Below are 14,029 nucleotides of genomic sequence, written 5' to 3' on the forward strand. Positions count from 1 at the left end.
CTGAGCAGTTCATGAATATCTTTCACGTGTTCGAGGAGCGGGTCCGGGCAGCGCTGGCGGCGCTGGCGACGGACGGCCATCTGCCGGCGGGGCTGGAACTCAAGGCGGTGACCGTCGAACCACCGCGCGATCCCGCCCATGGCGACCTCGCCACCAACGCGGCGCTGGTGCTGGCCAAGCCGGCCGGCAAGCCGCCGCGCGCCATCGCCGAGCTGCTGGCCGAACGGCTGCGCGCCGACGCCGACGTGGCGGCGGTGGAGATCGCCGGCCCCGGCTTCATCAACCTGCGCCTCAATACCGGCTTCTGGACCGCCCAGGTGGCGGCCATTCTCGCCGGCGGCGACGGCTATGGCCGCTCCAACATCGGCGGTGGTATGCCGATCAACGTCGAGTATGTCTCGGCCAATCCGACCGGCCCCATGCACATGGGCCACTGCCGCGGCGCGGTGGTGGGCGACGCGCTGGCGAGCCTGCTGGCGGCGGCGGGCTATGTCGTCACCAAGGAATATTACATCAACGACGCCGGCTCGCAGGTGGACACGCTGGCCCGCTCGGCACACCTGCGCTACCAGCAGGCGCTGGGCCGCGACATCGGCGAGATCCCCGAGGGCTTCTACCCCGGTGACTATCTGATCCCGGTGGGCGAGGCGCTGGCCAAGACGCACGGGCAGCGTTACCTCGACGCGCCGGAGGCCGAGTGGCTGGACCTGTTCAAGCGCGCCACCGTCGATTTGATGATGGACCTCATCCGCGCCGACCTGGCGCTGCTGGGTATCCATCACGACGTGTTCTTCTCCGAGCGCTCGATGCACGACAGCGGCGTGATCGGCGAGACGCTGACGGACATGGAGGCGCGCGGACTGGTCTATGTCGGCACGCTGGACAAGCCCAAGGGCGAGGTGCCGGAGGACTGGGAGCCGCGGCCGCAGACCCTGTTCCGCGCCAGCGACTTTGGCGACGACACCGACCGGCCGCTGAAGAAGTCCGACGGCTCGTGGACCTATTTCGCCGCCGACATCGCCTACCACCGCGACAAGCTCAGCCGCGGCTTCAAGTCGCTGATCAACATCTGGGGCGCCGACCATGGCGGTTACGTCAAGCGGATGGCGGCCGCGGTCAGTGCGCTGTCGGGCGGGGCGGTGCCGCTGGACGTCAAGCTGTGCCAGATGGTGCGCTTGTTCCGCAATGGCGAGCCGGTGAAAATGTCAAAGCGTTCCGGTAGCTTCGTGACGTTGGCTGATGTGACGCGCGAAGTTGGCAAGGACGTCGTGCGGTTCATGATGCTGACCCGCCGGTCGGACGCGCAGCTCGATTTCGACTTCGCCAAGGTGGTCGAGCAGTCGCGCGATAACCCGGTGTTCTATGTCCAGTATGCCCATGCCCGTATCCGCTCGGTGCTGCGCAAGGCGGCGGACGCCGGCATCGCCACCGCCGACCTCGGCAACGCGGCGATCGAGCGGCTGACCGCGCCGGAGGAAGTGGCGCTGATCCAGCTGGCCTGCCAGTGGCCGCGTCAGCTGGAAGCGGCGGCGCTGGCGCACGAGCCACACCGTATCGCCTTCTATCTCTACGATCTGGCGGCGGGCTTCCATGGCCTGTGGAATCGCGGCAATGATGAGCCGGGTCTGCGCTTCATCGTCGAGGACGCGGCGCTGTCGCGGGCCCGGGTGGCGCTGTGTGCGGCGGTCGCCCAGGTGATCCGCAACGGCCTGGCGATCATGGGCGTCGAGCCGGTCGAGGAGATGCACTGATGGCCAGCGGGCGCGGTATCGGGCGCAAGGGCGGCGAGGGCGACGACGAGGATCGGCTGCCCTGGCTGGAGCCGGCCGATATAGACTATGACGATGAACCGGTGCTGGCCCGCAAGTGGATTGTGCTGGGTGCCGGCGTGTTCATCGTTGCCCTGGTGAGCACCGTCAGCTTCATCTATTCGCGCGCCGATGACGCCGACACCATGGTGGCGACCGGCAATGGCGAGCCGCCACTGATCGCCGCGCCCGCCGAGCCGTTCCGGCAGCGTCCGGAGAACCCCGCCGGAGCAGTCGCCGGCGAGGGCCTGCTCCTTGATCATTTGTCGCAGGGCGGCGAGCCGGGTGGCGAACCCCAGCTCGGTACGGCTCCCGAACAACCCGTCGCCCGTCCGGCACCGGAGGCGCCGCCGGTGACGGCCGCTGCGCCGTCATCGCCAGCTCCTGCCGGGACAGGCAAGGCCGCGGCGGCGCCGACGCCGTCGCCGAGCACGCCCGGGGCCGTGAAGCCGGTCGCACCTGGTGCCGCGGCGGCAAAGGCACCTCCGGCGGCGGCGGTGCAGCCCGCGTCGCCACCCAAGCCGGAGCGTAAACCCGCCAATCCGGTTTATCTGGTTCAGCTGGGGGCGTTCTCAACGGTGGAACGGGCACAGGCCGGGTGGATTGAGTTTTCGCAAAAATATGATGAACTCAAGGGGTTGTCGGCAGATATTCAACCTGTATCGACGGGCGTCAAGACCATGTATCGGCTGCGGGGTGGTAGCATCAGCTACCGTCCGAAAGCGGAGTCCATCTGTGGCAAGCTGAAGGCCGCCGGTCAGCCCTGCATCATTGTCGAGAAGTAGAGGGTCGCCTGTGATCCCGGTGATTTTCGGACTGGCAGGCCCTGAACTGGGCGTCGACGAGCGGGCACTGTTTCAGAAATACCCGCCGGCCGGCTACATCCTGTTCCAGCGCAACTGCGTCGACCCTGACCAGATCCGCGCGCTGACCGCCGAACTCAAGGCGCTGGCCGGCCGCGACGACGTGCCGATCCTGATCGATCAGGAAGGTGGCCGGGTGGCGCGCCTCAAGCCGCCACACTGGCCCGAGTTTCCGGCCGCCCGGCGGTTTGCAGAGCTGTACGCCAGGGCGCCGGTGTCGGCGCTGGACGCCGCCCGGTTCAACGCCCGCGCCATTGCCGAGACCCTGCGGCTTCTCGGCATCACCGTTGACTGCCTGCCGGTGCTCGACGTGCCGGTGGAAGGCGCCCACGACATCATCGGTGATCGCGCCTATGGCGCCGAACCGACCCAGGTGGCGGCATTGGGACGGGCGACACTGGAGGGGTTGCGCCAGGGCGGCGTGGTCGGTGTGGTCAAGCACATTCCCGGTCATGGCCGGGCGCGTGCCGACAGCCACCTTGAACTGCCGGTGGTGGAGGCCAGCGCGGCCGAGCTGGCGCAGGATCTGGCACCCTTCACGAGCCTCGCCGATGCGCCGATGGCGATGACCGCGCACGTGGTCTACACCGCGCTTGACGCCGACCGCTGCGCTACCGTGTCGCCGGTCGTCATCGAACGGGTCATTCGCGGCGAGATCGGCTTCCAGGGGCTGCTGATGTCCGATGATCTCGGCATGAAGGCGCTGGCCGGCAGCTTCGCCGACAAGGCGCGCGCCTGCCTGGCGGCCGGTTGCGACGTCGCGCTGCACTGCTCGGGTGACTTCGCGGAAATGCGCGAGATCGCCGAGGCGGTGCCCGCCATCTCGGCGCCCGCCCGCGACCGGCTGGAGGCCGCGATGGCCTGGCCGCGCCGGACCCTGCCGCTGGACGTCGACAAGCTGGCGCAGCGCCGCGATGCGCTGCTGGCGCTTGCCTGAGGCGGCCGGCGCGCGTAGCTGGTCAGCATGACGAACGCGGTTCCGCCAGAGCAGGCCGACCCGGAGGCCATCGCGGACTCTCCGGAGGCGTTCGACGCGCCCGTGCGCGACCGGTCGGGTGCCGGCGGCGGCGATGACGGGGCGCTGGTGGTGCGACTGGACGCCTATGAAGGCCCGCTCGATCTGCTGCTGCAGCTGGCGCGCACCCAGAAGGTCGATCTGGCGAAAATCTCCATTCTGGCGCTGGTGGAACAATATCTCGCCTTCATCAACGAGGCCCGCCGTTTCAAGCTGGAACTGGCGGCCGACTATCTGGTGATGGCGGCCTGGCTTGCCTATCTGAAATCCCGCCTGCTGCTGCCGCCGGAGAAGGATGACGAAGAGCCCTCGGCCGAGGAACTGGCGGCCCGCCTGCAACTGCAGCTGCAACGGCTGGAAGCGATCCGCGATGTCGCTGCCCGTCTGCTGGGGCGCGACCGGCTCGGCCGCGACGTGTTGCCACGGGGTGCTCCGGAGGGGCTGGCCATCGTCAAGCGCGCGGCCTTCGACTGCACGCTCTACGAACTGCTCAAGGCCTATGCCGACATCCGCACCAAGGGCCAGGCGGCGACCTACCAGCCCAGGCGCCGGCCGGTCTGGTCGCTGGAGGCAGCGCTGGAACGGCTGGAGCGGCTGATCGGCCGCACCATCCAGTGGACCGACCTGATGAGCTTCCTGCCCGATGGCGGCGACGCCGACTTCCGCCGCTCGGCGCTGGCGTCCACGTTCGTCGCGACGCTGGAGATGGCACGCCTGGGGCGGGCCGATCTGCAGCAGCTTGAACCCTTTGGCCCCTTGTACCTGAAGAAGCGGGAGGGCGAATGACCCTGGACCCCCAACATCTGCGCATGGCGGAGGCGATCCTGTTCGCGGCGACCGCGCCGCTGAAGGACAGCGAGATCGCCGATCGCCTGCCAGACGGCGCCGACGTGCCGGCGATCCTCGCGGCGCTGGCCGACCAGTATGCCGGCCGCGGCGTCGAGTTGGTGAAGCGCGGGCCGGTGTGGCTGTTCCAGACCGCGCCGGATCTCGCCTTCCTGATGCGCAAGGAAGTCGACGAGCTGAAAAAGCTCTCCCGCGCGGCAGTGGAGACGCTGGCGATCGTCGCCTATCACCAGCCGGTCAGTCGCGCCGACATCGAGGACATTCGTGGTGTCTCGCTGTCCAAGGGCACGCTGGACCTGTTGCTGGAGGCCGGCTGGGTGAAGCCGGTTGGCCGCCGGGAAGCGCCGGGCCGGCCGGTGATCTACGGCACCACCGTCGAGTTCCTCGCCCATTTCGGCCTGGAGTCGATCAAGGACCTGCCGGGTCTGGAGGAGCTCAAGGGCGCTGGTCTTCTGGAGCCGCAGGAAGTCAGCCTCGGCGAGGCGATGGGGGTTGAGCGTACGGTGCCGGAGGACGTCGAGCTTGAGCTGCCGCTGCCGCCGGAGGACGAGGAAGGCTGACGTGTGTCGTCGCGTTATCACATGTCCGCTGTAGCAACGACGGGCGATTGCGCCTAAATACGGGCTGGAAATGGGCGTGGCACGCGCCAGCCCGACGAGGAGAGTAAGATGGGTCTGGGAAGCATCTGGCACTGGATGGTGCTGATTCTGGTCGTGGTGCTGCTGTTTGGACGGGGCCGGATTTCCGACATCATGGGTGATGTCGCCAAGGGGATCAAAAGCTTCAAGAAGGGGCTTTCCGACGAGGCCGAGCCCGCACCGCCGGCCGAGACGCCCCGTGTTGTCTCCGGCAATGCCATCGACGCCAAGGCGGAAGTCAAGGACGAGGTCAAGGGCTGAGGCTCATGGCGCGGGCCCGGCACTGGCTTCCCCAGGGGGCCAGGCCGGCGTGAAGGACTTCGTGCATGTTTGACATCGCTCCTTCCGAGCTGTTGCTGGTTGGCCTTGTCGCGTTGATTGTGGTGGGTCCTAAGGATCTGCCGAGGTTGATGCGCACCATTGGCAAATGGGTCAGCCACGGACGGGGGCTGGCCATGCAGTTCCGGGCCGGCTTCGACCAGATGATGCGCGAGGCGGAACTGGCGGAGGAGCGGGAGAAGGCCGCCGCGACGACGCCGCACGTCACGTCTCCGGCCATAGCGCCCGAGACCGCGCCACCGCTGCCGCCGGAAGGAGAAGCTGGGACGTCGACGGCGACACCCGCCGCCCCCGGCTCCCGCGAGGAGGCGCTGGCGGCCTGGAACGCCCAGCAGGGCCAACCAGCCGCGAGCAGCCCCGGCGAGACCGTTGCCGAGGAAGCGCCATCCGAGACGCTGGCGGCGGAGACCCCGGACGTTGCCGGCGGCGCGGGCCCGGCGCCGGAGGTCAAGCCATGATCGGGGATATCGACGACACCAAGGCGCCATTGATGGAGCATCTGGTGGAGTTGCGGCAGCGGCTGCTCTACAGCGTGCTGGCGCTGGTGGTGACGTTTTTCGTCTCGTTCTACTTCGCCGACGAGGTGTTCGCCTTCCTGGTGCAGCCGCTGGCGAAGGCCTTTGGCGGCCAGCACGACGCGAAACTGGTTTACACCAAGCTCTACGAGGCGTTTTTCGTCCAGCTCAAGGTGGCGCTGTTCACTGCGGGCTTCGTGTCGTTTCCGGTGATCGCCAACCAGATCTGGCTGTTCGTGGCGCCGGGCCTCTATCGTAACGAGAAGCGGGCGTTGCTGCCGTTTCTGGTGGCGACGCCGGTGCTGTTCCTGTCGGGCGCGGCGCTGGCCTATTACTTCGTCATGCCGACGGCTTTCCGCTTCTTCCTCAGTTTCGAGAACAAGGATCCGGTGGAGGGACTGTCGCATGAGGCCTTGCCGGCGATGGGGGATTATCTGTCGCTGGTCATGCACATGATCTTTGCCTTCGGCTTTGCGTTCCTGTTGCCGGTGTTCCTGGTGCTGCTGGCCCGTGTCGGCATCGTGTCGCTGGAAACACTGGTGAAAGGCCGGCGTTATGCGATCGTGATTGCGTTCGCCATTGCCGCCGTGGTGACGCCGCCGGACGTGATCTCGCAGCTGCTGCTCGCCCTGCCATTGGTGCTGCTCTACGAGGTGTCCATTCTGTGCATCCGGTTGATGAATCGTCGTAAGGCATCGCAGCCCGACGCCGACTCCGCGACGCCGGGTACCGACCTTACGGCCAGCGACTGACATCAGGCTGCGTGAATCGACCGGTTGCTGTCGATGGCGGCCGGTGCGGACGGATCAGCCGCCCGCGCGGGGCGGCGCGCCGTCGCTCCCTCTGCGGCCGACAGCCTGGCGTCCCGTCGACCCCCGTGACAGCGGGATCTCGTCACTCCACCCAGTCGAGGCCGATCTCGCGGTAGACGCTGCGGTCCTCCGCCCAGTTGGGCTTGACCTTGACATGCAGGAACAGGTGGATGCGCCGGCCGAGCTGCGCTTCCATGTCGGCCCGCGCGGCCTCACCCAGGGCCTTGATGCGCGTGCCTTTGGCGCCGACGACGATTGGCTTCTGGGTCTCGCGCTCGACGTAGATCACCTGGTGGATCGCCGCCGAGCCATCGCGGCGTTCTTCCCATTTCTCGGTGTCGACGGCGGCCGCGTAGGGCAATTCGTCGTGGAGCTGGTGGTAGATCTTCTCGCGGGTGATTTCGGCCGCCATCAGCCGCTGGGTGACGTCGGCGACCTGGTCTTCCGGGTAATGCCAGGGGCTTTCCGGCATCATGGCGGCCAGGGTCTGCTTGAGATCGGCGACACCATCGCCGGTCTCGGCCGAGACCATGAAGATCTGCTGGAACGGCAGGCGGGCACTGAGCTCCGCCGTCAGGCTCAGCAGTCGCTCCTTGGGGCAGATGTCCACCTTGTTGAGCACCAGCAGTTTTGGCGTGGTGGTATCGGCTTCGAGGCCGGCGAGGATCGCCTCCACCTCCTCATTGCGGGTGCCGCGCTTGGCGTCGATCACCAGCACGATGACATCGGCGCCCTGGGCGCCGGTCCATGCGGCCTTGACCATCGCCCGGTCGAGCCGGCGCTTGGGCGCGAAGATGCCCGGCGTGTCCACCAGCAGCATCTGTGCCCGCCCCTCGATGGCGATGCCGATCAGCCGGGTCCGGGTGGTCTGCACCTTGGCCGAGACGATGGCGACCTTGGCGCCCACCAGCGCGTTGACCAGCGTCGACTTTCCGGCATTGGGGGCGCCAATGACGGCGACCTCGCCGCAGAGGGTGGGGGGAGGGGTGTCGGTCATGACTGTCCTTTAAGGGTTTCGAGCAGGGCGGTGGCGGCGCGCTTCTCCGCTTCCTGCTTGGAGGCGCCGGTGGCCTGCACGGGCGCCTGGCCGCGAACGTTTACCTCAATGGTGAACTCCGGAGCGTGGTGCGGGCCGTATCGGGATATAATCTGGTAGGTCGGGATCGGCAGTCCGCGCCCTTGCGCCCATTCCTGCAACGCTGATTTGGGATCCTTGCTGACGGTGTGGGCACCCTCCAGCAACGGTGTCCAGGCAGCATGGACGAACTTGCGGGCCGCCGTCATGCCGCCGTCGAGGTACAGCGCGCCGATCAGCGCCTCGCAGACGTCGCCGAGCACGTTGAGGGTTTCATGCACCCGTTGTTCGCGGGCGGTGCGTTCGAGCCGGACGTGGGCGCTGGCGCCGATGGCGCGGGCGACGCTGGCGCAGGTCTCGCCCCGTACCAGCTCGACGAAGCGGCGATTGAGCCGGCCCTCGCTTTCGCGCGGGAAGCGCTCGAACAGCCAGTCGGCGATGATCAGCCCGAGCACGCGGTCGCCCAGAAACTCCAGCCGCTGATAGCTGGGGCCAGGCAGCGAGGTGTGGGTGAGGGCTTCCTCCAGCAGGGCAGGCGTCTTGAAACGGCGTCCGAGTGCCTGCTCGGCCCAGTCGAGAGCGGCGGTATCGTTCATTGGACCTTCTGGAACAGACGCTCCCAGCGGACCGTCTTGTGCCACTTCCAGGGCTCCCAAAGCCGGGCCTCGCCGTTGGTGGAGAAGAACAGGATCTCGGCGCGGCCGACCAGATTCTCGGCTGGCAAGAAGCCGACCCCGTCTTCCATCGGGGATACCCGGCTGTCGAGCGAATTGTCGCGGTTGTCGCCCATGGTGAAGTAGTGACCCGCCGGCACGTAGAACGGACGGGTGTTGTCGTGCGGCCCGAAGCCCTGCAGGTCGAGCGTCATGTAGCTGCGGCCGTTGGGCAGCGTCTCGCGATACTGGGGATAGCGGCACACGGCCTGGCCGGTGTCGTCGGTCACCCGGTAGAAGGGGTACATCGGGCAGTCGGTGTTCGGGCTGACCCTGACCACGAAATCCGCCACTTTCTCGCGCTTAACCGCCTGGCCATTGATGTAGAGCGCGCCGCCCTTCATCTGGATCATGTCGCCAGGCATTCCGATGATACGCTTGATGAAGTCGGTCGAATTGTCCTTGGGCAGCTTGAACACGGCCACGTCGCCCGGTTCAACCGCACGGTCGGGGATGCGACCCTCGATCGGCATGATGCCGAGCGGGAAAGAGTAGCGGCTGTAGCCGTAGGGATATTTGGAGACGAACAGATAGTCGCCGACCAGCAGGCCCGGCAGCATCGACTCCGAGGGGATATTGAACGGCTCGTAGGCGATCGAGCGGAAGCCGACCGCGATCAGCACCGCATAGACGATGGTTTTCAGCAGTTCCTTGCTTTCCTCCAGCCAGCCCGCGGGCTTCTCGGGCGTCGCTTTCGGTTGCGGCTTGCCGGCCTCGGTGAGGGGCGGAGAAGCGGGGGTGTCAGGATCGGCCATGCGGGTCCACCGGTTGCGAAGGAAGGGGCGCACTTGGCCCCGGGAGGGGGTTCAAGTCAAGGGAGAGGGGGTGCCAGCCGGGCCGTCGGGCAGGGGGCGGGCGAAGATGATGACCACTGCCTGCGCCCAGGGATGATCGTCAGTCAGCGTCAAATGGATGTCGGCCGCCATGCCGGGCGGGGTGATGGCGGCCAGCCGTACGGCGGCGCCGCCGGTCAGGCTCAGCGTGGGCTGGCCGGTGGGCAGGTTAATGACGCCCATGTCGCGGAAGAACACACCGGCGCGAAAGCCGGTGCCCAGTGCCTTGGCGCAGGCCTCCTTGGCGGCGAAGCGTTTGGCGTAGCTCGCCGCGCGGGTGAGTTCTCGCCGTTCCGAACGGGCGATCTCGACCTCAGTGAAGATGCGATTGATGAAGCGGGCACCGAACCGTTCGATCGAGGCGCTGATGCGCTCGATGTTGGCGAGATCGTTGCCCAGTCCGATGATCATTGAAGACGTCCGGCGTCCATGGCCGCGCGCATGTCGCCGATCGCGCGGTCGAGGCCAACGAATACCGCCTCGCCGATCAGGAAGTGGCCGATATTGAGTTCGGCCAGTTCGGGAATGGCGGCGACCGGGCCGACGTTGTCGGTGCGCAGGCCGTGGCCGGCATGGACCTCAAGGCCCAGCGCCGCGCCGTGACGGGCGGCTTGCGTCAGCCGTTCCAGCTCGACCACAGCGGCGCTGCCGGCGAGATGGCTGTAGCGGCCGGTGTGCAGCTCGACGACGGGCGCGCCGAGCCGGGCGGCGGCCTCCAGTTGGCGCGGGTCGGGCTCGATGAACAACGATACACGGATGCCGGCCTCGCGCAGGGCGGTCACCATCGGGGTCAGCCGTGCCAGGCCGCCCACCACGTCCAGCCCGCCTTCGGTGGTGCGCTCCTCGCGGCGTTCCGGCACGATGCAGGCGGCGTGCGGCCGGTGGCGAAGCGCGATGGCGAGCATCTCGTCGGTGGCGGCCATTTCCAGATTGAGCGGGCGGTCGATCTCGGTGACCAGGCGCGCGATGTCGTTGTCCGAAATGTGGCGCCGGTCCTCCCGCAGATGCGCGGTAATGCCGTCGGCGCCGGCGGCGACCGCCAGCCGGGCGGCCTTCACCGGGTCGGGGTGCACTCCGCCGCGTGCGTTGCGGATGGTCGCCACATGGTCGATGTTGACCCCCAGACGCAGACGAGACCCGGTCATGCGGCACCTCTCTCATGAAGGCGCTGGCGAGCCCGCAGCCGCCTGGCGCGTTGGTGATGGGCAAAGACGATCAGCTTGCGCATGGCGATATACGCCAGAACCCAGCCGATTGCAGCCAGTACGATGGCGCCCGCGGCAAAGGCCGGGCCGAAGTGTTCGATGGCGTCGACGGGATGCTGGAAGAAGGTGATCAGGCTGATGTCGGGGGTGCTCGCCGACGGGTGTTTGCCCACCAGCATTTCACCCAGACCAATATCGGCGGCCATCAGCAGCCCGACCACCACCGGGTTGCCGAAGAGGATGGTGGCGAGCGTGGCGGCGAGCAGATTGCCGCGCGTCACCAACGCGAGCGCCATCGCCAGCACCACATGCAGGCCCAGCGGCGAGAAGGACATGGCGATACCGGAGGCCACCCCGGCGGCGATGCCATGCGGCGTGCCCGGCAGTCGCAGCAGGCGGTGACGATAGTAGAGCAGGGTCCGGCGCAGCCCCTGGCGCGGCCACAGCCGGTTGATCAAGCGCGGGATCAGCGGCAGGGGCTGGCGGCGGCGGAACATCGCGGTTCAGGCCTTGAGGCCGCGACTCCCGGGCTTGATGGCGGGGATGGCGGCCAGCTCGGGCGGAAGGTGGTCCGCCGGGTAGGCCGGCACCGACAAGCGGACCAGCGGGAAGAACGGCACGCCGAGGTCGGCCTGGCCGCTGGAACGATCCACCAGGCTGCCGGCGGCGATCACCGTGCCGCCATGGTCTTCGATGCAGCGGATGCACTCACGCGAGGACAAGCCGGTGGTGACCACGTCCTCCATCATGAACACGCGGGCGCCGGCCGGAATCTCGAAGCCGCGCCGCAGGGTGAACTGGCCGTCGACGCGTTCGGTGAACAGTGAGTCGACACCCAGCGCGCGGGCCATCTCGTAACCCACCACGACGCCGCCCATGGCCGGCGAGACAACGAGGTCGATCTGACCGCGGATGTCGGCGGGCAGGCGTGCCGCCAGTGCCTGGCACAGGCGCTCGGCGCGCGGCGGCGACTTCAGGACCAGTGCGCACTGGAGATAGAGTGACGAGCGCAGCCCCGAGGAGAGGATGAAATGCCCTTCGAGCAGGGCGCCGGCGGCGCGGAATTCCGCCAAGACATCGTCATCCGTCATCATCGTGATCCTGCCTGTACTGTCAGCCGTGGCGGCGTTCGACCGCGCCCACGACCTGGGTTGCCCTAAGAGCTGCCTGCACCCTTGTCAAATGGCGCAGGTCGGCCACTTCGACATCGATCTCGAACGTGGCGAACTGGCGGTCGCGATGCAGCAGCCTGACGTTGGCGATATTGGTGTCGCTCTGGGCCATGATGCCGGCGACGGTCGCCAGCGCGCCGGGTTCATTGCGCATGACCACCGTCAGGCGGCCGATGAAGCGCTCCGGGCCGGAATCGCCATGCCAGCGCAGGTCGACCCAGCGGTCAGGGACGTGGGCCAGCGATTCAAGGCTGTGGCAGTCAATGGTGTGCACAAGCACGCCCTGGCCGGTCTGCCGGATGCCGACGATGCGGTCGCCCGGCACCGGGTGACAGCATTCGGCCAGATGGACGGCGACACCGGGGGTCAGGCCCTGGATCGACAGCGCCAGCGGTGCCGGCTCCTTGTGTTCGTCCACGTCGGCGGCCTTGCGGCCGCGCTTCGGTTTGCTCACCGAACCGGGCAGGATGGCCTCCATCACCGCCTCGTCACCGAGCTGGTGGCTGGCGAGCGCCAGATACAGCTGCTCCTCGTCAGCGAGCTTCAGCCGCACCAGCGCGTCCCTGATCGCGCCGTCCGCCAACGGTACCTTCAGCCGTTCCACCAGCGCGTCAAGCAGGCGCCGGCCAAGGGCGATCCCATCTTCCCGCTCCTTATGGCGGACGAAGCGGCGGATGGCCGAGCGGGCCTTGCCCGTAATGGCGAAGGCTTCCCACGCCGGATCAGGTTGCTGCGCGGACGAACGGAGAATCTCCACCTGGTCGCCATTGGCCAGCACGGTGCGCAGCGGCACCACCCGGCCGTTGACCTTGGCGCCGACGGTGGTGTCGCCTAGCTTGGTGTGAACGGCGTATGCGAAATCGACCGGCGTGGACCCCTTGGGCAGCTGGATCAGCTCGCCCTTGGGGGTGAAGCAGAAAACCTGGTCCTGGAACATCGCCATGCGGGTGTGTTCCATGAACTCCTCGGGCGTCGAGGCGTGTTCAAGGATTTCCAGCAGGTCCTGCAGCCACGGGTACTGCTTGCCGCCCTCCGTCTGCAGGTGCTGCTTGTAGGCCCAGTGGGCGGCGAGCCCCAGTTCCGCCTGGGCGTGCATCTCGTGGGTACGGATCTGGATTTCGATCCGCATCCGTCCCGGCCCCATCACCGTGGTATGCACCGAACGGTAGCCGTTGCGCTTGGGCGTCGAGATGTAATCCTTGAACCGGCCCGGCACGGTTGGCCATCGCTGGTGAATGAGCCCCAGCGCCTGATAGACCTGCGGCGTGCTGTCCACCAGCACCCGAAACGCCATGATGTCGGAAAGCTGCTCGAAGCTGATGTCTCGCTCGTGCATCTTTTTCCAGATCGAGTGCGGCTGCTTCTCGCGGCCGAACACTTCGGCCCTGATTTCGTTCTGGGCGAGCAGGGCGGTCAGGTCCTCGATGACCCGCGGCACCAGGTCTCCGGCGGTTTCCCGCAACTGGGCCAGCCGCCTGGTGATCGTCTCGTAAGCCGGTGGATCAAGTTCACGAAAGGCGATGGCGGCAAGTTCGTTCTTGAACTCGTACATGCCGATGCGCTCGGCCAGTGGCGCATAGATGTCCAGCGTTTCGCGAGCGATGCGACGGCGCTTATCCTCGTTCTTGATGAAATGCAGCGTGCGCATGTTGTGCAGGCGATCAGCGAGCTTGACCAGCAGCACGCGGATGTCGTCCGACATGGCGAGCAGGAACTTGCGGAAGTTTTCGGCTGCCCGTTCAGTATCGGTCTGGGCTTCAATGCGCGACAGCTTGGTGACGCCGTCCACCAGCCGACCGACATCGGCGCCGAACAGTTTGTCGATCTGTTCCTGCGTTGCCACCGTATCCTCGATGGTGTCGTGCAGGATCGCTGTGGCGATGGTCTTGTCGTCGAGCTTGAGGTCGGTGAGGATGCCCGCCACTTCGATGGGGTGGGAGAAATAAGGGTCGCCGCTGGCCCGCAACTGGGTGCCATGGGCCTTCATCGAGAACACATAGGCGCGGTTCAGCAGGTCCTCGTCCGCCTCCGGATCGTAGGCTCTGACCTTCTCGACCAGCTCGTACTGCCTGAGCACCTGTTCCAGTCACTTCCCGCGCCACGAAAAAACCCGGCGCGGCGCCGGGCTTCTTCTTGCTAACTCCGCCAGTTCCCAACGATATTGGGGAGAGCGGCGTCGAGGTCAACCTCGCAAT

General features: G+C 67.1%; 16 protein-coding genes. 8 read left to right on the forward strand and 8 right to left on the reverse strand.

The window, feature by feature from the left end:
• Window positions 1-11 precede the first annotated feature (11 nt).
• The 8 genes from argS (at window position 12) to tatC (ending at window position 6,776) form a co-directional block, all read left to right on the forward strand.
• The gene (gene argS / locus ABU113_RS06995; RefSeq protein ID WP_454558782.1) at window positions 12-1,751 is read left to right on the forward strand and encodes an arginine--tRNA ligase; all 1,740 of its coding nucleotides are present in this window, start codon (window positions 12-14) and stop codon (window positions 1,749-1,751) included.
• Complete coding sequence (locus ABU113_RS07000; protein ID WP_454558783.1) at window positions 1,751-2,593, forward strand: SPOR domain-containing protein; 843 nt, start codon at window positions 1,751-1,753, stop codon at window positions 2,591-2,593. The genes argS and ABU113_RS07000 overlap by 1 nt, the downstream gene beginning before the upstream one ends.
• A 10-nt stretch (window positions 2,594-2,603) precedes the next feature.
• Entirely contained in the window at window positions 2,604-3,608 is a 1,005-nt protein-coding gene (gene nagZ, locus ABU113_RS07005) for a beta-N-acetylhexosaminidase (RefSeq protein WP_454558784.1), read from the forward strand.
• 27 nt (window positions 3,609-3,635) lie between these two features.
• The gene (locus ABU113_RS07010) at window positions 3,636-4,472 is read left to right on the forward strand and encodes a segregation and condensation protein A (protein WP_454558785.1); all 837 of its coding nucleotides are present in this window, start codon (window positions 3,636-3,638) and stop codon (window positions 4,470-4,472) included.
• Window positions 4,469-5,092: an SMC-Scp complex subunit ScpB gene (gene scpB, locus ABU113_RS07015; RefSeq protein ID WP_454558786.1), complete on the forward strand. Its 624-nt coding sequence runs from the start codon at window positions 4,469-4,471 to the stop codon at window positions 5,090-5,092. The genes ABU113_RS07010 and scpB overlap by 4 nt, the downstream gene beginning before the upstream one ends.
• A gap of 108 nt (window positions 5,093-5,200) precedes the next feature.
• Window positions 5,201-5,431, forward strand: coding sequence for a twin-arginine translocase TatA/TatE family subunit (locus tag ABU113_RS07020; protein WP_454558787.1), 231 nt, complete (start codon window positions 5,201-5,203; stop codon window positions 5,429-5,431).
• A gap of 65 nt (window positions 5,432-5,496) precedes the next feature.
• Window positions 5,497-5,967: a Sec-independent protein translocase protein TatB gene (tatB, locus tag ABU113_RS07025; RefSeq protein ID WP_454558788.1), complete on the forward strand. Its 471-nt coding sequence runs from the start codon at window positions 5,497-5,499 to the stop codon at window positions 5,965-5,967.
• Window positions 5,964-6,776, forward strand: coding sequence for a twin-arginine translocase subunit TatC (tatC, locus tag ABU113_RS07030; RefSeq protein WP_454558789.1), 813 nt, complete (start codon window positions 5,964-5,966; stop codon window positions 6,774-6,776). The genes tatB and tatC overlap by 4 nt, the downstream gene beginning before the upstream one ends.
• 142 nt (window positions 6,777-6,918) lie before the next feature.
• Here tatC and era read toward each other — a convergent pair whose 3' ends face one another.
• Genes era through ABU113_RS07070 form a run of 8 tightly spaced genes read right to left on the reverse strand, consistent with a single transcriptional unit; the run spans window position 6,919 to window position 13,911 of the window.
• Window positions 6,919-7,833 (reverse strand): GTPase Era, encoded by a 915-nt coding sequence (gene era / locus ABU113_RS07035; RefSeq protein ID WP_454558790.1) that lies wholly within the window; start codon window positions 7,831-7,833, stop codon window positions 6,919-6,921.
• Window positions 7,830-8,507: a ribonuclease III gene (gene rnc / locus ABU113_RS07040; RefSeq protein WP_454558791.1), complete on the reverse strand. Its 678-nt coding sequence runs from the start codon at window positions 8,505-8,507 to the stop codon at window positions 7,830-7,832. Before rnc ends, era begins: the two co-directional genes overlap by 4 nt.
• Window positions 8,504-9,379, reverse strand: coding sequence for a signal peptidase I (gene lepB / locus ABU113_RS07045; protein WP_454558792.1), 876 nt, complete (start codon window positions 9,377-9,379; stop codon window positions 8,504-8,506). Before lepB ends, rnc begins: the two co-directional genes overlap by 4 nt.
• A gap of 51 nt (window positions 9,380-9,430) precedes the next feature.
• Window positions 9,431-9,868, reverse strand: coding sequence for a holo-ACP synthase (gene acpS, locus ABU113_RS07050; protein WP_454558793.1), 438 nt, complete (start codon window positions 9,866-9,868; stop codon window positions 9,431-9,433).
• A complete protein-coding gene (locus ABU113_RS07055; protein WP_454558794.1) occupies window positions 9,865-10,602 on the reverse strand; it encodes a pyridoxine 5'-phosphate synthase in 738 nt (245 codons plus the stop codon). Before ABU113_RS07055 ends, acpS begins: the two co-directional genes overlap by 4 nt.
• A complete protein-coding gene (locus ABU113_RS07060) occupies window positions 10,599-11,159 on the reverse strand; it encodes a DUF2062 domain-containing protein (protein WP_454558795.1) in 561 nt (186 codons plus the stop codon). The genes ABU113_RS07055 and ABU113_RS07060 overlap by 4 nt, the downstream gene beginning before the upstream one ends.
• 6 nt (window positions 11,160-11,165) lie before the next feature.
• Window positions 11,166-11,753, reverse strand: coding sequence for an orotate phosphoribosyltransferase (gene pyrE, locus ABU113_RS07065; RefSeq protein ID WP_454558828.1), 588 nt, complete (start codon window positions 11,751-11,753; stop codon window positions 11,166-11,168).
• A 22-nt stretch (window positions 11,754-11,775) separates the two neighbouring features.
• Window positions 11,776-13,911, reverse strand: a complete 2,136-nt coding sequence (locus ABU113_RS07070; protein WP_454558796.1) for a RelA/SpoT family protein — start codon at window positions 13,909-13,911, stop codon at window positions 11,776-11,778.
• Window positions 13,912-14,029 lie beyond the last annotated feature (118 nt).

The sequence above is a fragment of the Parapedomonas caeni genome (assembly GCF_041060555.1).
GTDB lineage: Bacteria > Pseudomonadota > Alphaproteobacteria > Sphingomonadales > Sphingomonadaceae > CAUJIW01.